We start from the raw sequence: 18,514 nt of genomic DNA on the forward strand, positions 1-18,514 counted from the left end.
TCTTTCAAACAGACCGATTGGTCTATAACGGGCCGGGGTACGGTAGAAGGCATGCACGCTGAGACCGCCGACACCGCTGTGTCCTCTGAGATGTCCGTCGCGCTCGTGGGCATGGGCCCGCGCGGCATCTCCACCATCGAGCGCATCGCTGCCTACCTCGCGGCCTCGACCGCTCCCCCGCCCCGTCTCGCGCTGCACCTCATCGACGACTCCGACATCGGCGCAGGCCGCGTCTGGCGCACGGACCAGACGCTCACGCTGTGCATGAACACCCTCGCCGGGGCGGTCACCCTGTTCACAGAGCCCGGCGCCACCATCGGCGCGCCCGCGCTCGAGGGCCCCACCATGTACGAGTGGATCCAGCTCCAGCGCGGCGAGCGCGAGCAGGTCTCCGCGCCCGCGCGCTTGCTTTACGACGCCCACCCGGCCGCCCCGGAGCACCTCAGCCGCTACTCCGCCGAAATCGCCGCCACCCGCCCCGAGTCCAACCCCTCGCGCGCCCTCTACGGCGAGTACCTGCACTGGGTCTTCGGCGTCGCCCTCGCGCAGCTTCCCGAGACCGTCTCCGTGCACACCCACAACGCCCGCGCGCTGGCGATCTCCGAGCGCGACGGCCGCGACGCCATCGAGCTCAGCGACGGCACCACCGTCCTCGCCGACGCCACCGCGCTGTCCACCGGCTGGGTACTGCCGCGCGTCACCCCCGAGCCCGGCGGCGGCACGTGGGTGCGCCCCGGCAACCCCGTCGAGCAAGACGTCGCCGCCCTGCCCGCCGGCGAGGACGTCCTGGTGCGTGGCCTGGGTATGGGCTTTTTCGACCTCATGGCGCTGGCGACCATCAACCGCGGCGGGCGCTTCGTCGAGGACCACTCCGCCCGCGCGGGGCTGCGCTACGAGCCCTCCGGGCGCGAGCCGCGCCTCGTGGTGGCCTCGGGCCGCGGCTACCCCTACCTGCCCAAATCCGAGTACCACTCGCTGCCGCCGCAGGCGCGCCTGCGCCGCCTGCGCGCCGCCTTAGAGTCCGCGTCGGCCCAGGCCGCGCCCGTGAGCTTTGGCACGCAGATCTGGCCGGCGCTCGTGCGCGACGCCTACGCCCTCTACTACGAGGAGCTCGACCGCGTGCGCCCCGCCGCTCTTGAGGCGCCCGTCGAGGAGATCCTGCGCCTCATCGACGCCGCCGACCTCGAGGCCAGCGCCTCCCCCACCGACATCGAGGCGGTGCCCGCCGCGCTCAACGCGGAACTCGACGGGCTCAGCCGCGAGCCCTTCGACATGCTCGAGTGGATCGCCCCGCTTCGCGGCGCCTCCACGCTCGACCGCGCAGCGCTCACGAGCCGCGTCGCCGGGCGCCTCGAGCGCGACATCGCCGAGGCCGTCGCCGCGTGGGACTCGCCGCTCAAGGCCGCGCTCTGGGAGATCTCCTCCGCCCGCCGCCCCACGCAGCTGGCCATGGACAACGGCCGCGTCGCGGAGGCCGACCGTCTGACCTCCCTGCGCTCCTTCCTCGCGTTCGGCCAGATGGTCGGCTCCGGCCCGCCCTTGTTCCGCACCCGCGAGCTGCTCGCCCTCGTCGACGCCGGCCTGGTCACCTTCCTCGGCGACCGCCCCACGCTCACCGCCGCCGGCGGCAACTTCACCCTCACCAGCTCGGGCCGCAGCGTCACCGCTCACACGCTTGCCGACGCCTTCCTCCCCGGCCCCGACATCCGCCACGCCGCCGACCCCCTGACGCGCTCGCTCCTCGACGCCGACCGCGTGCGCCCCTTCACGCCCCACGACATCGCCTCCCCCGCCCCGGAGACCGACGCCGTCACCCGGCGCACCGTCCACCCCGACGGCAGCCTCGACCCACGCCTGCACATCGCCGGCATCCCCACCGGGGGCCAATGGGCCGACACGACCATCTCCCCACTCCCCGGCACCGACGCCCCCTTCCTGCAGGAAACCGACAAGGTCGCCGCCTCGCTGCTGGGCGCGGCGGGCGTCATAGTGCGAGGCTAAGCACCACCTCGGTGCCCTCCCCCGGCTCCGAGTGCACGGTCGCCGTCCCTCCCGCGCGCTCCATCCGCGCGACGATGGAGTCGCGCACCCCGTGGCGGTCCGCCGCCACCGCCGCCGGGTCGAAACCGGCGCCGCGGTCGCGCACGTACACCGCCAGCTCGCCGCCCAGGTTCTCGGCGTAGACGTCGACGCGGTCGACCCCGGCGTGCTTCGCCGCGTTCACCATCGCCTCCCGGGCGGCGAGCACCACCGGCTCCGTCGCCCCGGTAAACGCAGCGTCGTCGCCGACGGTGACGGGGCGGATCGTCACCGCGTGCAGGTCTTCGACCTCCCCGGCCGCCTTGGCGAGGGCGCCGAACAACGTAAGGTCCTCCGTGCGTGCGCCGGGGGTGGCGTCGAAAAGCCACGCCCGAAGCTCGCGCTCCTGGCTACGCGCCAGGCGGGCGACCTCCGCCGGATCCGCCGCCCGCTTTTGAATCAACGCGAGCGTCTGCAGCACCGAATCGTGCAGCCGGGACGCGATCTCGCTGCGCTGGTCCGCCACCGCGGTGGCCTTGCGCTCCTCCGCGAGCGAGGTGGCAAGCCGGACCAGCAGCGGCACCACGAGCAGACCCACGCCGGTGACCGCCGCCAGCACGGCCACCACCACGCCTGTCGTGCCCCCGTCCTCGCCGACGAACGCCACGGCCGTCACCCCGCCCATCACCAGCACGATCCCGAGCGCCAGCGCGAGGAAGTTGCGCGTTGAGCTCAAGCCGCGGTCGTAGGCCTGCCACGCGACCACCGCGCCCACCGCCACGACGCCCGCGACAAAGACGACCACCCAGTTCGCGCCACCGAACACGGACAGCGACACCATCGCACCCACGACGCCGATCGCGGCGAGCAGGTAGGAGGTGGTCGCGGGCCACGCCGGACCCGACTCCGTCTGGGGTTCCTCCCCCGGCGGGCACAGCGGCGTAAACATCCACAGCAGCGAGTAGAGGATCAGCCCCACGCCCGCGGCGAAGCAGGCCCCCGCAAAAAACAGGCGCACCCACCGCACGTCCACCCCAAGATGGGCGGACACTCCCGCGCAGACCCCGCCGACAATGCGATCGCGCCGCAGCCGGACAAACTTCGGGTACAGCGCCGACGCCGCGGCCGCGTGTGCATGAGACATGCGCTCATCTTCCCACGGGCACCACCCGGGCAGCATCGGGGAAACCCCTGAATTCACATTTCGGGGCAGATCCCGATGGTGCGGGCGGGCCCGGTGGGCAACACTAAGGGCATGGAAACGACACACAGCACACTCCAGGAATTGTGGGCCACCCGCCCGCCCCGTATCCCCGAGAAGCAAGGCGGCAACGCCGTCCTCGCCGGCGTCTGCGAAGGCATCGGCGCTCGCTACAGCATCGACCCCGTCCTTGTCCGCCTCGCCTTCGTCGCGCTCACGCTCGCCTTCGGCGGCGGCATCTTCCTCTACCTGCTGTTCTGGCTCAACATGCCGCTCTTCGGCACCACGACCTCACCCTGGCGCGCCGTGAACGCCGACAAGAGCGGTCTCAATGACGTCGAGAAGAAGCAGCGCGATACAGGGTGGGCGCTTATCGTCGGCCTTGTCCTTTTCTTCCCCACCATCGCCGTCAGCGACGGCGGCTGGGCCGCCTCCGCCCTTGTCACCCTCGCGCTGGGGATGGGCGCGATCTACCTTCTGCATCGGTCCCACCCAGTGCCGCCCGAGGGGCTGCTTCCCCGCCCGGCGACGTCCGCAAGTACGGACACGGCCGCGCCCATAGCCACGGCTACGACGGACGCCGCGCCCGGCGACGACACGCGGCGCATCGACACGACATCGCTGACGGTGCCCGCAGGCTACGAGCACCCCGCAGCTAGCGCTGCGACCCCCCCGAGCTGGGACCCGCTCGGCGCCGCACCCCAGCTGTGGCACCTGCCCGACCCCGCCCCGGTCGAGGGCGCGCCGTCCACGCGCAAACGCGGCAACGTGCTGCGCGGCGTGCTCATCGCGCTCGTCCCCATCACCGTCGTCGCCATAGCCGCTGCCGCTGTCGGCCCCAAGATCCCCGCCGTACTCACGGAAAACGACGCCACGCGCTCCTACGTCATCGAGGATGACCTCGCGGACACCTACGACAGCTCGGTGGGCACCGCCCGCTTCGATATGGCGGGACTGCGCCCGCTCGAGGGCGAGCGCTCCGTGTCCATTGACCACGGCATCGGCACCGTAACCATCGTCCCGCCGCGCGACGTGCGGGTCGAGTTCGCGTGCGAAGTGGGCATCGGCACCCACAACTGCCCGAGCGTGCTCAACGACGACGCCGAGGGGCCGACCCTCACCCTCACCGTCGACGTCGGCATCGGCGACATCACCGTCGAAGGCGCAAGCTCCTAGTCGGCGGCTACTCCCACTCGATCGTCGCCGGCGGCTTCGAGGTCACATCCAGCACCACGCGGGTGACGGCCTCGACCTCGTTGGTGATGCGGGTAGAAATCGTTTCCAACACCTCGTACGGCACGCGCACCCAGTCGGCCGTCATCGCGTCCTCCGAGGCGACGGGGCGCAGCACCACAGGGTGGCCGTAGGTGCGGCCGTCGCCCTGCACGCCGACGGAGCGGACGTCGGCAAGCAGCACGACCGGGCACTGCCAAATCTGCTCGTCGAGGCCCGCCCGGGTGAGCTCCTCGCGGGCGATCGCGTCGGCGGCGCGCAGCGTCTCTAGGCGCTCCTCGGTCACCTCGCCGATAATGCGGATCCCCAGGCCGGGGCCCGGGAACGGCTGGCGGCTGACGATGACCTCCGGCAGGCCGAGCTCGCGTCCGACCGCGCGCACCTCGTCCTTAAACAGCAGGCGCAGCGGCTCCACGAGGGTGAACTCGACGTCGTCCGGCAGCCCGCCGACGTTGTGGTGGCTCTTGATGTTCGCCGTGCCGGTGCCCCCGCCCGACTCCACAACGTCCGGGTAGAGCGTGCCCTGCACCAGGAAGTCCACGCCCTGGTCGTCTTGACCGTCCTGGCCGGAGAGCACCCCCGCCACGGCGCGCTCGAAGGAGCGGATGAACTCCGCGCCGATCGCCTTGCGCTTCGCCTCCGGGTCCGTCACGCCGGCGAGCTTGCCCAGGAAGGCCTCGCGCTCATCGACGGTGACCAGCTTCGCGCCGGTGGCGGCCACGAAGTCCGTCTCCACCTGCTCGCGCTCGCCCTGGCGCAGCAGCCCATGGTCGACGAAGACGCACGTGAGGCGGTCGCCGATGGCGCGCTGCACGAGCGCCGCCGCGACGGCGGAGTCCACCCCGCCCGACAGGCCACAGATAGCGCGGCCCTTCTCGCCCACCTGCTCGCGCACCTGCTCAATGAGCTGCTCGGCGATGTTGGAGGCGGTCCACTCCTGCTCCAAGCCCGCCACCTCGGTGAGGAAGCGGGTGAGCACCTGCTGGCCGTGCGGGGAGTGCATCACCTCCGGGTGGTACTGCACGCCCGCGAAGCGCTTCTCGGTGTTCTCGAAGGCCGCGACCGGGGCGCCGGCGGACGACGCGGTGACGGTGAAGCCCTCCGGCGCCTGCGTGACGGAGTCGCCGTGGCTCATCCACACCGGGTGCTCAGCCGGCAGACCCTCGTGGAGGACGCCGCCGGTGGCGGTGACGGCGGTGCGGCCGTACTCGCGCGCGCCGGTCTTTTCCACCTTTCCGCCCAACGCCTGCGTCATCACCTGGAAGCCGTAGCAGATGCCGAAGATCGGCAGGCCGAGCTCGAAGATCTCCTGGTCAAGCTGCGGCGCCCCCTCCGCGTAGACGGAGGACGGCCCACCCGAGAGCACGAGCGCAACCGGGTTTTTCTCCTGCACCTCGGCGGCGGTGATCGTGGAGGGGACGACCTCGGAGTAAACGCGTGCCTCTCGCACGCGGCGGGCGATGAGCTGCGCGTACTGCGCACCGAAGTCGACGACGAGAACTGGGCGTGTTTGAGGAGTAGTCACGGCCCAAATCTTAGCGGACGGCCAGCGACACCTTCTGGAAGGACTTGGTGTCGGTGTAGCCGCACTTGGCCATCGCCCGGCGCAGGCCGCCGACGAGGTTGGTCGTGCCGTACGGGTCGGTCGCAGGGCCGTGCAGCACTGACGCGAGCGGCTGGCGCTCGGAGGCGTAGCCGGTCGGCTCCACCGAGCCGCGCGGGAAACGCGGGTGGGCGGAGGCCGCCTCCCAGTACACGCCGTGCCCGGCCGCCTCCTCGGCGGCGGCGAGGGGGCGGCCCACCATGACCGCGTCGGCGCCGCACGCGATCGCCTTGGCGATGTCCCCGCTCGTGCGGATCTCCCCGTCGGCGATGACGTGGACGTAGCGCCCGCCGGTCTCGTCGAGGTACTCTCGGCGCGCGGCGGCAACGTCGGAGATCGCCGTGGCCATGGGCACGCCGAGGCCTAGCGCCTGCGCGCTGTTGGTGTTGCCCGCGCCGACGATAATGCCGGCCGCGCCGGAGCGCATGAGGTGGGTCGCCGTGGTGTAGTCGTACACGCCACCCGCGATGACCGGCACCTCCAGCGAACCGATGAACTCCTTGAGGTTGAGCGGCTCGCCGCCGCTTTGCACGTGCTCCGCGGAGATGAGCGTGCCGTGGATAAACAGGATCTCCGCCCCGGCCTTGATCACGCAGGGCGCAAGGTCGCGGGCGTTTTGCGGGGAGACGCGCACCCCGACGGTCACGCCCGCGTCACGCACCTGCGCGATGCGCTCGCTCAGCAGGTCGGGGTCGACCGGCGCGGCGTGCAGCTGCTGCAGCGTCTTCGTCGCGGCGGCGCGCCCGCTGAGCACCTCGTCGACGCGGGCGAAGTTCTCCTCCGCCGCGCCGATGCCCGCCACCCGGGCCACCGCCTCCTCGAAGGAGGCGTGGCGCGCCAGAAGGCCCTCGGCGTTAAGCACGCCGAGGCCACCGTTGCGGCCCATCTCGATGGCGAACTCGGGGCTCGCCAGCGCGTCGGTCGGGTGCGACAGGACCGGGATGTCGAAGGTGTAGGCGTCGAAGTTCCAACTCGTGTCCACGTCCGAGGACGAACGGGTGCGCCGGGAGGGCACCAGGGAGACGTCGTTGAGCGAATAGGCCCGGCGTGCTTCCCGCCCGATCCCGATTTCGACGTAGTCGCGCATCGTGTGTGCTCCGCTTCTTTTAGCTGTGGTAGTTCGGCGCTTCGACGGTCTGCGTGATGTCGTGCGGGTGGGACTCGCGCAGGCCGGCGGAGGTGATCTGGACGAAGCGCTTGGTCTGCAGCTCCTCGATCGACGCCGAGCCCGTGTAGCCCATCGCCGCGCGCAGGCCGCCGACGATCTGGTGCGTGATGGAGTCGAGCTCGCCGCGGTACGGCACACGGCCTTCGATGCCTTCCGGAACGAGCTTGTCCTCGCTGGTCACGTCGGCCTGGAAGTAGCGGTCCTTGGAGAAGGAACGCTTCTCGCCCGACAGACCGCGGCCCTGCATCGCGCCCATCGAGCCCATCCCGCGGTAGCGCTTGTACTGCTTGCCGCCCACGACGACGACGTCGCCGGGCGCCTCCCGGGTCCCCGCCAGCATGGAACCGAGCATGACGGTGGAGGCACCGGCCGCAAGCGCCTTGGCCACGTCGCCGGAGTGCTGCATGCCGCCGTCCGCGATGATCGGCACGCCGGCCTCGCGGGCGGGCACGGACGCCTCCAGGATCGCGGTGATTTGCGGGGCGCCCACGCCCGCGACGACGCGCGTGGTGCAGATGGAACCGGGGCCGATGCCCACCTTCACGGCGTCGGCGCCGGCCTCGATCATGGCCTTGGAGGCCTCACGGGTGGCCAGGTTGCCGCCGATGACGTCGACGCGGTCGCCGAAGTCCTTCTTCACGCGGGCGACCATCTCCAGCACGCGGTTGTTGTGCGCGTGGGCGGAGTCGACGACGAGGGCGTCTACGCCCGCCTCGACGAGGAGGGCGGCGCGCTCGTAGGAGTCCTCGCCGGTGCCGATGCCCGCGGCCACGAGCAGGCGGCCCGCGGCGTCTTTGGAGGCGTTCGGGTACTGCTCACTCTTGACAAAGTCCTTGACGGTGATCAGGCCGGTCAGCTTGTCGTCGGCGTTGACGATCGGCAGCTTTTCCACCTTGTTGGCGCTCAGCAGTTTCAGCGCCTCCTGCTTGCCCACGCCCTCGCGGGCGACGACGAGCGGCATGGCCGTCATGACGTCGGCGACGCGGCGGCCGAAGTCCGGCTCGAAGCGCATGTCGCGGTTGGTGATGATGCCCACGAGGGTGCCGTCGGCGTCAACCACCGGCAGGCCCGAAATGCGGAAGCGGGCGCACAGCTCGTCGACCTCCGCGAGCGTCATGTCGGGGGCGGCGGTGACGGGGTTGGAGATCATGCCGGACTCGGAGCGCTTGACGATGTCGACGTGCTCCGCCTGATCCTGCGCGCTGAGGTTGCGGTGCAGCACACCAATGCCACCCTGTCGCGCCATCGCGATGGCCATGCGCGACTCGGTGACCGTGTCCATCGCCGCGGAGGCAATCGGCATGGAAAGGCGGATGTTGCGCGTCAGCTGGGAGGAGGTGTCCACCTCGCCGGGGACGATGTGGGACTCCGCGGGCAGGAGCAACACGTCGTCGAAGGTCAGCCCCCGCAGGACCACCTTGTCCGGGTCGTCCCCGCCGGTGAGTACTCGGACGTCCTGGTCTGCGTCCCGGTTGGCGTCATGATGTGCCATAGAAAGTCAGCTCCTTCGCGCGCGTGGCTACCCTGCTTGCTCGATTCATGATATAACGACCCGCCAATTCCCACATTTGGGGAGGTCACGCCCGGTGCGTCCCCCGCGCACGGCCCCCGGGGGAATTGCTTGGCTTCCCGCCGCGCAATAGGGTGGTGAGGTGTGAATTACGACGACATGATGCCCCTCGACCCCTTCGCGGACGACCCGAACGACCCGGCGTCGTTCATCGAGGACGACGAGGTCGCCCAGCCCCTGTCGCCGCAGGAGCGCATCGACGTCATCCGCGACCTCGCCCAGGTCCGCGAGTTCATCCACAACCTCAGCCCGCGCGGCATCCTCGGTATCTACTTCACGTGCGAGGACTGCGAGCAGGTGCACTACTACGACTGGGAGATCATGGAGCAGAACATGCTCGCCAGCCTGCGCGGTGAGCTGCCCCCGGTGCACGAGCCGAGCGCGCAGCCCAACGTCGACGCCTACGTGACCTGGGACTACGCCCTCGGCTACATCGACGGGCTCCGCGCCCGCTAAGGGCTTGCTTGTCGACGCCTACTCGGCCGCCACACCCGCCGCCGGCGCGATCGGCGACGCGGGCTGCAGCAGGCTCGGCTGCACCGTCGTCGTCGGGCTGGTCGGCGTGGTCTCGCTCGGCCTGCTCGGCGCCGGCGCCGGGTTCTCGCTTGACGGCGCGGGCGCGGGCGTCACGGTGACGGTGACCGTCTCGGTCTGCGTCACCGTCGCCGGGGCCGGAGAGGCCGGCACGGGCGCCGCGGGCGGTGCGGGGTCTCCGCTCGGCGTGGGAGGCTGGGCGGTCGTGCGTTCGGTGACGGTGGTGCTCGGGGTGGCGCCCTTGTCCTGCCCGTCGTTGCCGGCGATGATGCCCAGCAACATCTGCGCCTGCTCCAGCAGGCCCCGAGTCGCGTTGTCGTCGCCCGAGGCGCTGGCCGCCTCGAGCTCTTCGAGCGTGCCTGCGAGCTCGACGACGGCGGCGCGGTCGCCGAACACCGCGGTGGCGGGGCCCCACAGCGGCGAGCCCGGCGTGGCGTTGTAGAGCGCCGACCCCGTTCCGGCCACCACCACGGTCGCCGCTGCGGCGCCGATCAGCCCCGACAGCCAGGGGCTGAGGGAACGCCGCCTGCTGCGCTCAGCGTCGAGGTCAACGACGGTGCTGCCGCCGCCGTGTGCGTCCCCGTCCTCTGCCCCGTCTTCGGCTCCGGCGATCGTCGGTGCGGGCGGCATCTGAGCGTTGACGTCGGCGCGCAGCTCTAGAAGCAGCGCAGCCAGGTCATCCGCCCCCCTAGTGGGATCCTCTCCGTGGGAGAGGGCGGTGAGGAACTCGTCATCGTCGACAAGCGGCTGAAGGTGCGCGGACACGCCATCGGGCCGGGATGGCTTTCCCGCAAAATTACGACGCGTCATGCGTCCTCCCCTTCTTTCATGGGCGTGCCGTCAATGGTTGAGCCCTCAATGGTTGTGCGCAGTGTGGCAAGAGCGCGGTGTTGGGCGACTCGAACTGCCCCGGCCGTACTACCAACAATCTCGGCAGTTTCCTCGGCGGAGAGCCCGACGAACACTCTCAAGATGAGGATGTCGCGCGCCTTGTCACTTAAAGAATCGAGCAGCGCCCGCACTCTGTTACTACCATCGCTCACCAGCGCGAAGTCCTCGGGCGTGCCACCCGTGTATTCCGTGTCTGGGACGTCCTCGGTGGGGTTGAGCTTGTCGCGCGCCATGGCGCGATGGGCGTCGGCGACCTTGTTAAAGGCAATACCGTATACGAAGGCCATGAACGGCTTGCCGGTGTCCACGTAGCGCTCGACGCTGGAGGCAACGGCGAGGCAGATTTCCTGGGCCACGTCCTCCGCGGTGGGGGTCCGCCCGCCGCCGATGCGGGCGCGGGCGTAGCGCAGCACGGGCGGGTGGATGAGCCGAACAACCTGCTGGAGCGAGCGGCGGTCTCCGGCGGATGCGCGCGGAACAAGCTCGGCAAGCTCGTCGTCGAGGTCGCTCGTCGCCATCGGTCTCCTTCCATCCACTCTTGCACTCACCCCCGCGGGGGGCGCAGGCCGGGCTTTTATCAGAGATTCATACTACGCGCTGGCCCCTCGGTTTCTCGCGCGACCGGCACATTATCGCGCGTTACACCACGCCGCAGCGCCACACCAGAAATTCACGGAGCTTTAACCTCGGGCGAAACCCCAGGTAGAACCGCGTGAATTCACAGCGCGTACACATGTTCAAGGTGGCGGTTACCGCCCCGACACCCACCGTTAACTCTGCTTCGGAAGCATTCCTACCGGCGCACCGCACAGGTGCAACCTGCCCGGGTGGAGTGCCCGAGCGGACCACGCCGTGAACGCCGTTACGTATATAAGGAGTCACGATCCATGTCTCAACCTCATCTCCTCCCCGGCCCCAACGCGGATTTCTGGGACTGGCAGTTGCACGGCGCGTGCCGTGGAGAGGCATCGGAGGTTTTCTACCACCCAGACGGTGAGCGCGGTCGCGCCCGGGCGCAGCGCGAAAACCGGGCCAAGGCAATCTGCTACACCTGCCCCGTCCTCGCCGAGTGCCGCGAGCACGCACTGCGCGTCGCCGAGCCCTACGGCATCTGGGGCGGCATGAGCGAGTCGGAGCGCCAGGCGCTGCTGCGCAGCGGCGCGACGAACGCCACCGTATCTACGCCCAGCGCCAAGGTCCCCGCCGCGTCCCGCTAGGCACCCGCCGCAAGGCGCGGAAGGCGTATGCCACGACGCCCCGGCCCCCTCCTTCTCGGAGGCGCCGGGGCGTTGTCGCGGCCTAGGGCCGGACGCGCCTAGTGGGCGTGCCCGTGGTTGTCGTTGCCCTCGTCGGCCGGCTTCGTCACCACGGAGGCCTCGGTAGTGAGGATCATCCGGGCGACGGAGGAGGCGTTGACGACGGCGGAGTGCGTCACCTTGACCGGGTCGATGATGCCCTGCTCGATAAGGTTGCCGTACTCCAGGGTGGCGGCGTTGAAGCCCTCGCCGTTGCCCAGCTCGGCGGTCTTGGACACCACGACGGAGCCGTCGATGCCGGCGTTGTCGCCGATCCAGAACGCGGGCTTGGTCAGGGCGCGAGCCACGGACAGCACGCCCGTCTTCTGCTCGCCGGTGAACTCCTCGGCGAAGGACTGCAGCTCGCGGGAGATCTGCACGAGCGCGGAGCCGCCGCCGGCGACGATGCCCTCCTGCACCGCGGCGCGGGCGGCGTTGATGGCGTCCTCGACGCGCAGCTTACGCTCGTTGACCTCGGTCTCGGTGGCCGCGCCGACGCGCAGCACGGCGACACCGCCGGAGAGCTTCGCCAGGCGCTCTTCGGCCTTTTCCTTGTCCCAGGTGGAGTCGGTCGTCTCGATCTCGCGGCGGATCTGCGCCCGGCGCTCCTCGACGGCCTCGGCGGAGCCCGCGCCGTCGACGATGATCGTGTCGTCCTTGGTCACCGTGACACGGCGGGCCGAGCCGAGGTGCTCGAGGGTGGCGTCCTTGAGGGTGATGCCCACCTCCGGGTCGATCACGGTGGCCTGGGTGACCACCGCCAAATCGTCCATGAAGGCCTTGCGGCGCTCGCCGAAGTACGGCGACTTCACGGCGACGACCTTCAGGGTCTTGCGCAGGGTGTTGACCACGAGGGTCTGCAGCGGCTCACCGTCGACGTCCTCGGCGATGATGAGCAGCGGCACCGACTCGTTGGCCACCTGCTCGAGCAGCGGGAGGAAGTCGGGCAGCGAGGAGATCTTGGTGCGGACGAGGAGGACGCGCGCGTTCTCGAGGACCGCCTGTCCGGCATCCGGGTCCGTGACGAAGTACGGGGAGAGGAAGCCCTTGTCAAAGGAGATACCCTCGGTGATGTCCACGTAGGACTCGATGGACTGGGACTCCTCGACGGTCAGCACACCGTCCTTGCCCACCTTGTCCATCGCGCCAGCAACCATCTCGCCGACCTCGGGGTCGCGGGAGGAGACGGTGGCCACGTTGGCGATCTCCGCGGAGGAGGACACCGGGGTGGCGCGCTTTTTCAGCTCCTCGACGACCTTTTCTGCGGCGGCGGCGATACCCTTGTTCAGCTCGATGGGGTTCGCCCCGGCCGCGACGTTGCGCAGACCCTCGGAGACAAGCGCCTGCGCGAGCAGGGTCGCCGTGGTGGTGCCGTCGCCGGCGATGTCGTTGGTCTTGACGGCCACCGACTTCACCAGCTGGGCGCCGAGGTTTTCGAAGGGGTCCTCGAGGTCGATGTCGCGGGCGATGGTCACGCCGTCGTTCGTCACGGTCGGGCCGCCCCATGCCTTCGACAGCACGACGTTGCGCCCGCGCGGGCCGAGGGTGACCTTGACCGCGTCGGTGAGGGTGTCCACGCCGCGCTGGATGCCTTCTCGGGCCTCCTGGTCAAATGCAATCAGTTTTGCCATTGGTGGCTAAGCCCCCTTTGCTTACTTTTCGACGACGGCCAGCAGGTCGCGGGCGGACAGGAGCAGGTACTCCTCGCCGTTGTACTTCAGCTCCGTGCCGCCGTACTTGGAGAACACGACGGTGTCGCCCTCCTTGACGTCGATGGCGACGCGGTTGCCGTTGTCGTCCAGGCGGCCCGGACCGACGGCGATGACGACGGCTTCCTGCGGCTTCTCGGCGGCAGAGTCGGGGATGACCAGGCCGGAGGCGGTGGTGGTCTCGGCCTCGGCGATCTGGACGAGGACCTTGTCTTCGAGCGGCTTGATGTTGACGTTAGCCATGATCAACAACCTTTCGTGATGTGTTGAGCCTTGTTCAGTGTCAGCGGTTCTTCGTGGGCGCAGCCGTCGTCGCGGGTGAACAACTGTGCTCGAAACAACCTGCTAGCACTCTACCCTCTCGAGTGCTAAACAACAACACTTCCGACGGCGCCGCCTACTCGGCTTCTCGACGGTTGACCACCGCGTTGCGCCACAGCTCGTACTCGTCCTCGTTGTCGGCGCGGTAGTTGCTCACGGCGCGCACCGCCTGCGCGATGGCCTCGACCGTCGCCTCCCCCAGATTGCCGCCCTCCTGAGCGGCAAACAGCACGCTCCCGCAGATCGCGCGGGTCGGGTCCGCCAAGAACTCCGGGTTCGCGGTATCTGCCGTGTTGCGGGCCAGGGAGGCCACCGGGTTCGGCTCCCCGCCCTGGGTGTCCGCCAGCGGGTCGAAGAAGAGCGCGTAGCGCTCGCCTTCCTGCTCGAAGGCTGCGGCGGTAGTCGCGGCGGCCTCGACTGCGCCGATGAGCCGACTCGCGTCCTCCGGGCGGAAGATGACGCGCCGGTAGTCACAATCCGGCTGGACAAGAACGCCGAAGCGCTCGGCGGCAGCGGGGGTCGGGGTTGTCGTCGGGGTCGCAGAGGTCGCAGAGGTTTCGGGGGTCATGGGGGCAGCACCTTTCCACGCGGTGAAAAAAGCAAGGGGAACGAACACCGATCACGCTAGCCTGATTCGCCGACTTCAGCAGCGCATCATCCCTAGACCAGCGGCGTCTCCACCTCGAGGGTGGGGTTCGTGGCCACGCCCAGGTCGGACGGCTCCGCCCCCTCATGAATCAGCTGGGCCCCCAGCGCCGCGACCATGACGCCGTTGTCCGTGCACAGCGCGAAGCGGGGCACGCGCAGCTCGATCCCCTTCTGCGCGCAGCGCTGACCCGCGAGCTCGCGCAGCCGAGCGTTCGCCGCAACGCCCCCGCCGAGCAACAGCGTGCGCGCGCCCGTGTCCTCGCAGGCGAGGACGGCCTTGGCGGTGAGCACGTCGCACACCGCCTCCTGGAACGACGCGCACACATCCTCGACGGAGATGACCCGCCCCTCGCGCTCGGCGGCCTCGACGTAGCGCGCCACCGCTGTTTTCAGCCCAGAGAACGAGAAATCGTAGCGGTGCTCCCCGCGCAGGTCCTCCGCCTTGCTGAGCCCGCGGGGGAAAGCGATCGCCTCGCGGTCTCCGCGCGCGGCAAGCCTATCGACGACAGGACCACCCGGGTAGCCCAACCCCAGCAAACGGGCGACTTTGTCGTAGGCCTCACCGGCGGCGTCGTCAAGCGTCGACCCGAGCTCCTTCATGGGTCGGCCCACGGCTCTGACCTCGAGGAGCTGGGTGTGGCCCCCAGAGACGAGCAGCGCCACCGAGTGCGGCAGCTGCGCCTCGCCGTCGAGGGTGGCCACGGCAACGTGCCCGCCCAGGTGGTTGACCCCGTAGAAGGGCACCCCCCACGCGGCGGCGTAGGCCTTCGCCGCGGAGGCACCCACGAGCAGCGCCCCAGCCAGGCCCGGCCCGATCGTCGCGGCCACCGCATCGGGGGCGGCAATGCCGGCCTCGCGCAGGGCCTGGTCCATCACCTGCGGCATGGCCTCCAGGTGCGCGCGGGAGGCGATCTCGGGCACGACGCCGCCGAAGCGGGCGTGCTCCTGCATCGAGGAGGCGACCACGTCGGCGAGGATATCCATCGTGCCGTCCGGGCGCAGCTCGACGATGCCCACGCCGGTCTCGTCGCAGGAGGTCTCGATGCCGAGGATGATCATTCTTCTTCCCTTCCGCCGTCCCGCTCGCTCGCGCGGTGGCGCATCATCGAGTACGCGTCCGCGCCGGAGGGCTGATAGTAGTTCTTGCGCACCGCGAGGGTGAAAAAGCCAAAGCTTTCGTACAGCGCGATCGCCCGCTCGTTGTCCGTGCGCACCTCGAGAAACATCGGGCCGTCGAGAAGGTCGGCGGTGTGCACGAGCTGGTCCATGAGGGCGCGGCCCAGCCCGCGGCCCTGGAAGGCGGGGTCGACGCCGATCGTGTGCACCTCGAACTCAGGGTCGTCGCGCGGGCCCAGCATGGCCAAGCCCGCGTAGCCAACGAGGCGCTCCTCGTCTGCGCTGTCGTTGCCGTCGCTCTCGTCAGAAAACGCCCCGACGTAGAAGGTGTACGGCTGCGCGAACTCCGCGACGAACACGTCGCGCGACCACGGGGCGTCGCCGGCGAACAGGTTGGCTTCGATGGCGGCGGCGCGTGTGGCGTCGTGAAGCGTCAGCTCCCGCATCTTCATCGCGGCCCCTCCCCCAGGTCGACGTCCGGTATCGCGGGCGACTTCGGCGCCGCCGCCGGCGGCACGGCGTCCGGGCGGCGCAGGTAGTAGGGCACGAGCGGGCCCGGCTCGGCGGCTAGGTCCGCGACGGCGACGAGCGCCGCGGCGCGCGGCGCCGCATACGTCACGCGGCGCGCGGGCACGCGCACCTCCTCTGCGAGGTGCTCGGGCACACTCACCACATCCACATCCTCGGGCACCGGCAGGTCGGCCGGGGCGCACACGCCCGGGCCGTCCACGCGCACCCCGTCGTGGTAACGAGCCCAGTAGACCTCGCGGCGGCGGGCATCGCTGACCACGAGCGCGCTCCCCTGCCCGCCGAGCTCGGCCGCGACCGCGTCGTGCGTGACCACTCCGTGGACGGCGATTCCAAGCGCCTGACCGAGCGCCTGCGCGGTGGCCATGCCCACGCGCAAGCCGGTGAAGGGGCCGGGGCCGCAGCCCACCACGATCGCGCCGAGGTCCGGGAACCCCAGGCCGGCGCTCTCGAGCGCCCGCGACGCGGCGGGGATAAGCTCCTCGTTGTGTGCGCGGGTGCGGCGGACGGTCTCCGCGAGCGCCCGGCCGGAATCCGTGTCGACGACGCCCACGATCAGATCCGCCGTGGCGGTATCGAGGGCGAGGACGATCACGACGCTGCCGTCCCCAGGACCCAGGAGCCAGCGCTGGTGTAGAAGGGCAGCGGCGCGTTCAGCGGGTAGGAGGTGTCCATCGGGATCGTGCAGATGTCCACGGCGTTGAGATCCACCTCGTCCAGCCCCGGCGCGGAACCGTCGGTCGGCAGCAGCACCACGTAGCCGTAGCGGCCCTCGAGGTCCACCGCGGACTCGTCGATGCCCAGCTGCGCGATCTTGTCCGCCGCGAGCGGCTCCGGTTCGGTCGGGCACAGCGTGACGTAGCCGACGTAGAGCGCCGGGTCGTAGACCCTGGCGGGGTCGACCAACTGCGCCACCACGGCGTCGCTGTCGGCGGGGGTGCTCTCGCGCAGGCTGCGCTGCAGCGAGTTGGTGTAGGTCGCCTGCCCCTCGCCCCCGGCCCGCGACTGCGGGATGAAAATAATGGCGGCCAGGACAGCAAGCCACACCGCGACGGCCACGATTACCCAGGCCCGGTGCTTGGAGTTCAACGTCAACATGGTTGCCCAGCTTAGCGCCCCACCATGCGCCACGAGACGACGCGTGCCTCCGAGGCCGGATCCGCGGCGGCCAGCGTGCTGCGATCCAGCTCGACACGCAGGTAGCCACCGGCGATCTGCTCCACCAGGCCGCCGCCCCACTCCGCGACCACGACCGCCTCCTCCAGCTCCGTGTCCAGGTCGAGCGCGTCGAGCTCGCCCAACGGGTCGCCCGAGGACCCCTCGCCGAGCAGACGGTACGCGTCGACGTGCACGAGCGCGGGCCCCTCGCCCGCCGGGCGGTGCTCGCGCGCGATGACGAACGTCGGGCTGGTCACCCGGCCGACGACCCCCATCCCCTGCGCCACGCCCTGCGTGAACGTGGTTTTGCCCGCCCCCAGCGGGCCGTCGAGGATCACCACATCGCCCGCCTCAAGCGCCTGGCCCAGCTCGACGCCAAGCTGCGTCGTCTCCGCGGCCGTGGCGCATACGCGGCGGCCCTGCGTGCCAAACGTGTCCTTCATGCTCTCCCCTTAATCGGTATACACCCGGTGCGTGCGCCCCGTCGGCGCGCACACCACCTCGTAGTTAATGGTGCCAGCGCTCTGGGCAAGCTCCGTCGCGCTCATCCCCCCGGCGCCGAAAATGACGGCCTCGTCGCCGGCGGCCACGCCGTGCGGGTTGTCCCCCAGCCACACGAGGAACTGGTCCATGCACACCCGCCCGACCTGCGCATAGCGCCGCCCGCCCACGCCCACGTCGAAGCGCCCCTGCCACGCGCGCGACACCCCGTCCGCGTAGCCCGCGGAGATCACGGCGGCGTACCCGTCGTCGGGCGCCTGCCACGTCAACCCGTAGCTCACGCCCTGGCCCCGGCGGACGCGGCGCACCGCGAGCACCCTGGCCACCCACGACATCGCCGGGCGCAGCCCGTGGGACGCCCCCGCGACCGGCTCCAGCCCGTAGAGCGCCACCCCGACGCGGGCTTGGTCGAACAGCAGGTCGCCCCGGGTCAGCGACGCCGGGGAGTTCGCCAGGTCGTTGCGCTCCAGGTCGAGACCGTGCGCCCGCGCCCGGTCGATCGCGCGGCGAAACGCCCGCGCCTGCACGTCGTTATAAGGGTTAGCCGGCTCGTCCGCGCACGCCAGGTGGCTCATCAGCCCCACCACGTTCAGCCCGGCGCGCGCCGCCAGCGCGAACGCCTCCTCCCAGTCCTCCTCGTCGACCCCGGCGCGGTTCATGCCAGTGTCCACCTCGATGTGGACGGGGGCGGTGACTCGGGCGTCGATAAGCGAGCGAAGGTGCTCGACGCTGGGCGCGGCGACCTCGATGCCCGCGGGGACCGGCTCGCCCGGGACCCACAGCCACGCGACGACGGGGACGCGCGTCAGCGCCCGTACCCGCGCGGCCTCGGCGAACGTGGCCACCCCGAAGGCATCCGCCCCCGCGCCCTCCATCACGGGCACGACGCGCTCCACGCCGTGGTTGTACGCATTCGCCTTGACGACGGCCACCAGACGCGCCCCACCCACCAGCGCTTTCATCGTGCTGGTGTTGTGCGCGATCGCGCTCAGGTCAATGCGGGTGGCAAGCAAACTCAT

General features: G+C 70.4%; 19 protein-coding genes. 4 read left to right on the plus strand and 15 right to left on the minus strand.

Features of this window, described 5'->3' with window-relative positions; genetic code table 11:
• Positions 1–51: 51 nt before the first annotated feature.
• Positions 52–2,001 carry an FAD/NAD(P)-binding protein gene (locus BLT81_RS08420; protein ID WP_019194020.1) on the plus strand — a complete coding sequence of 650 codons (1,950 nt, stop codon included), beginning with the start codon at positions 52–54 and terminating at the stop codon, positions 1,999–2,001.
• Here the strand turns inward: BLT81_RS08420 and BLT81_RS08425 are convergent.
• Complete coding sequence (locus BLT81_RS08425) at positions 1,985–3,163, minus strand: ATP-binding protein (protein ID WP_019194019.1); 1,179 nt, start codon at positions 3,161–3,163, stop codon at positions 1,985–1,987. The genes BLT81_RS08420 and BLT81_RS08425 overlap by 17 nt on opposite strands.
• A 111-nt stretch (positions 3,164–3,274) precedes the next feature.
• Between BLT81_RS08425 and BLT81_RS08430 the strand changes: the two genes are divergently transcribed.
• Positions 3,275–4,396 (plus strand): PspC domain-containing protein, encoded by a 1,122-nt coding sequence (locus tag BLT81_RS08430; RefSeq protein WP_083337302.1) that lies wholly within the window; start codon positions 3,275–3,277, stop codon positions 4,394–4,396.
• A 7-nt stretch (positions 4,397–4,403) separates the two neighbouring features.
• On the opposite strand, the gene guaA is transcribed toward BLT81_RS08430, so the two are convergent.
• From guaA to guaB, 3 genes are read right to left on the minus strand one after another with little or no spacing between them, the layout of a single operon-like run.
• On the minus strand, positions 4,404–5,978 hold the full coding sequence (guaA, locus tag BLT81_RS08435; RefSeq protein ID WP_019194018.1) for a glutamine-hydrolyzing GMP synthase: 1,575 nt from the start codon (positions 5,976–5,978) through the stop codon (positions 4,404–4,406).
• A 10-nt stretch (positions 5,979–5,988) separates the two neighbouring features.
• Positions 5,989–7,143 carry a GuaB3 family IMP dehydrogenase-related protein gene (locus tag BLT81_RS08440; protein ID WP_019194017.1) on the minus strand — a complete coding sequence of 385 codons (1,155 nt, stop codon included), beginning with the start codon at positions 7,141–7,143 and terminating at the stop codon, positions 5,989–5,991.
• A 19-nt stretch (positions 7,144–7,162) separates the two neighbouring features.
• Complete coding sequence (guaB, locus tag BLT81_RS08445; RefSeq protein ID WP_019194016.1) at positions 7,163–8,716, minus strand: IMP dehydrogenase; 1,554 nt, start codon at positions 8,714–8,716, stop codon at positions 7,163–7,165.
• A 162-nt stretch (positions 8,717–8,878) separates the two neighbouring features.
• On the opposite strand from guaB, the gene BLT81_RS08450 reads away from it, so the two are divergent.
• A complete protein-coding gene (locus BLT81_RS08450) occupies positions 8,879–9,250 on the plus strand; it encodes a DUF5319 domain-containing protein (RefSeq protein ID WP_019194015.1) in 372 nt (123 codons plus the stop codon).
• A gap of 18 nt (positions 9,251–9,268) precedes the next feature.
• Here BLT81_RS08450 and BLT81_RS08455 read toward each other — a convergent pair whose 3' ends face one another.
• Together BLT81_RS08455 and BLT81_RS08460 are read right to left on the minus strand one after the other, a co-directional pair.
• Positions 9,269–10,138, minus strand: a complete 870-nt coding sequence (locus BLT81_RS08455; protein ID WP_051011441.1) for a hypothetical protein — start codon at positions 10,136–10,138, stop codon at positions 9,269–9,271.
• Positions 10,135–10,737 (minus strand): sigma-70 family RNA polymerase sigma factor, encoded by a 603-nt coding sequence (locus BLT81_RS08460; protein ID WP_019194013.1) that lies wholly within the window; start codon positions 10,735–10,737, stop codon positions 10,135–10,137. Before BLT81_RS08460 ends, BLT81_RS08455 begins: the two co-directional genes overlap by 4 nt.
• 369 nt (positions 10,738–11,106) lie before the next feature.
• On the opposite strand from BLT81_RS08460, the gene BLT81_RS08465 reads away from it, so the two are divergent.
• Positions 11,107–11,436, plus strand: coding sequence for a WhiB family transcriptional regulator (locus tag BLT81_RS08465; protein WP_019194012.1), 330 nt, complete (start codon positions 11,107–11,109; stop codon positions 11,434–11,436).
• Between the two features lie 98 nt (positions 11,437–11,534).
• On the opposite strand, the gene groL is transcribed toward BLT81_RS08465, so the two are convergent.
• The 9 genes from groL to alr all read right to left on the minus strand — a co-directional run bounded on the left by groL (position 11,535) and on the right by alr (position 18,514).
• Positions 11,535–13,145, minus strand: a complete 1,611-nt coding sequence (gene groL / locus BLT81_RS08470) for a chaperonin GroEL (RefSeq protein ID WP_019194011.1) — start codon at positions 13,143–13,145, stop codon at positions 11,535–11,537.
• A 21-nt stretch (positions 13,146–13,166) separates the two neighbouring features.
• On the minus strand, positions 13,167–13,466 hold the full coding sequence (groES, locus tag BLT81_RS08475; protein ID WP_019194010.1) for a co-chaperone GroES: 300 nt from the start codon (positions 13,464–13,466) through the stop codon (positions 13,167–13,169).
• A 154-nt stretch (positions 13,467–13,620) separates the two neighbouring features.
• A complete protein-coding gene (locus BLT81_RS08480) occupies positions 13,621–14,112 on the minus strand; it encodes a hypothetical protein (protein WP_019194009.1) in 492 nt (163 codons plus the stop codon).
• Between the two features lie 92 nt (positions 14,113–14,204).
• The gene (gene tsaD / locus BLT81_RS08485) at positions 14,205–15,251 is read right to left on the minus strand and encodes a tRNA (adenosine(37)-N6)-threonylcarbamoyltransferase complex transferase subunit TsaD (protein WP_019194008.1); all 1,047 of its coding nucleotides are present in this window, start codon (positions 15,249–15,251) and stop codon (positions 14,205–14,207) included.
• A complete protein-coding gene (gene rimI, locus BLT81_RS08490; protein ID WP_019194007.1) occupies positions 15,248–15,760 on the minus strand; it encodes a ribosomal protein S18-alanine N-acetyltransferase in 513 nt (170 codons plus the stop codon). The genes tsaD and rimI overlap by 4 nt, the downstream gene beginning before the upstream one ends.
• Entirely contained in the window at positions 15,757–16,431 is a 675-nt protein-coding gene (gene tsaB, locus BLT81_RS08495; RefSeq protein WP_019194006.1) for a tRNA (adenosine(37)-N6)-threonylcarbamoyltransferase complex dimerization subunit type 1 TsaB, read from the minus strand. Before tsaB ends, rimI begins: the two co-directional genes overlap by 4 nt.
• Entirely contained in the window at positions 16,428–16,934 is a 507-nt protein-coding gene (locus tag BLT81_RS08500; protein ID WP_019194005.1) for a hypothetical protein, read from the minus strand. Before BLT81_RS08500 ends, tsaB begins: the two co-directional genes overlap by 4 nt.
• 11 nt (positions 16,935–16,945) lie before the next feature.
• Positions 16,946–17,437, minus strand: coding sequence for a tRNA (adenosine(37)-N6)-threonylcarbamoyltransferase complex ATPase subunit type 1 TsaE (gene tsaE / locus BLT81_RS08505; protein ID WP_019194004.1), 492 nt, complete (start codon positions 17,435–17,437; stop codon positions 16,946–16,948).
• Between the two features lie 9 nt (positions 17,438–17,446).
• Positions 17,447–18,514 carry an alanine racemase gene (alr, locus tag BLT81_RS08510; protein ID WP_040421221.1) on the minus strand — a complete coding sequence of 356 codons (1,068 nt, stop codon included), beginning with the start codon at positions 18,512–18,514 and terminating at the stop codon, positions 17,447–17,449.

It is taken from the genome of Corynebacterium timonense (genome assembly GCF_900105305.1).
GTDB lineage: Bacteria > Actinomycetota > Actinomycetes > Mycobacteriales > Mycobacteriaceae > Corynebacterium > Corynebacterium timonense.

Coding starts and splice junctions, on each gene's coding strand:
- guaB (WP_019194016.1), bottom strand. CDS start 8,716: ATGGCACATCATGACGCCAACCGGGACGCAGACCAGGACGTCCGAGTA.
- BLT81_RS08480 (WP_019194009.1), bottom strand. CDS start 14,112: ATGACCCCCGAAACCTCTGCGACCTCTGCGACCCCGACGACAACCCCG.
- groES (WP_019194010.1), bottom strand. CDS start 13,466: ATGGCTAACGTCAACATCAAGCCGCTCGAAGACAAGGTCCTCGTCCAG.
- rimI (WP_019194007.1), bottom strand. CDS start 15,760: ATGAAGATGCGGGAGCTGACGCTTCACGACGCCACACGCGCCGCCGCC.
- BLT81_RS08420 (WP_019194020.1), top strand. CDS start 52: ATGCACGCTGAGACCGCCGACACCGCTGTGTCCTCTGAGATGTCCGTC.
- BLT81_RS08465 (WP_019194012.1), top strand. CDS start 11,107: ATGTCTCAACCTCATCTCCTCCCCGGCCCCAACGCGGATTTCTGGGAC.
- tsaE (WP_019194004.1), bottom strand. CDS start 17,437: ATGAAGGACACGTTTGGCACGCAGGGCCGCCGCGTATGCGCCACGGCC.
- BLT81_RS08460 (WP_019194013.1), bottom strand. CDS start 10,737: ATGGCGACGAGCGACCTCGACGACGAGCTTGCCGAGCTTGTTCCGCGC.
- groL (WP_019194011.1), bottom strand. CDS start 13,145: ATGGCAAAACTGATTGCATTTGACCAGGAGGCCCGAGAAGGCATCCAG.
- BLT81_RS08500 (WP_019194005.1), bottom strand. CDS start 16,934: ATGTTGACGTTGAACTCCAAGCACCGGGCCTGGGTAATCGTGGCCGTC.
- BLT81_RS08455 (WP_051011441.1), bottom strand. CDS start 10,138: ATGACGCGTCGTAATTTTGCGGGAAAGCCATCCCGGCCCGATGGCGTG.
- BLT81_RS08430 (WP_083337302.1), top strand. CDS start 3,275: ATGGAAACGACACACAGCACACTCCAGGAATTGTGGGCCACCCGCCCG.
- BLT81_RS08425 (WP_019194019.1), bottom strand. CDS start 3,163: ATGTCTCATGCACACGCGGCCGCGGCGTCGGCGCTGTACCCGAAGTTT.
- alr (WP_040421221.1), bottom strand. CDS start 18,514: ATGAGTTTGCTTGCCACCCGCATTGACCTGAGCGCGATCGCGCACAAC.
- tsaD (WP_019194008.1), bottom strand. CDS start 15,251: ATGATCATCCTCGGCATCGAGACCTCCTGCGACGAGACCGGCGTGGGC.
- BLT81_RS08440 (WP_019194017.1), bottom strand. CDS start 7,143: ATGCGCGACTACGTCGAAATCGGGATCGGGCGGGAAGCACGCCGGGCC.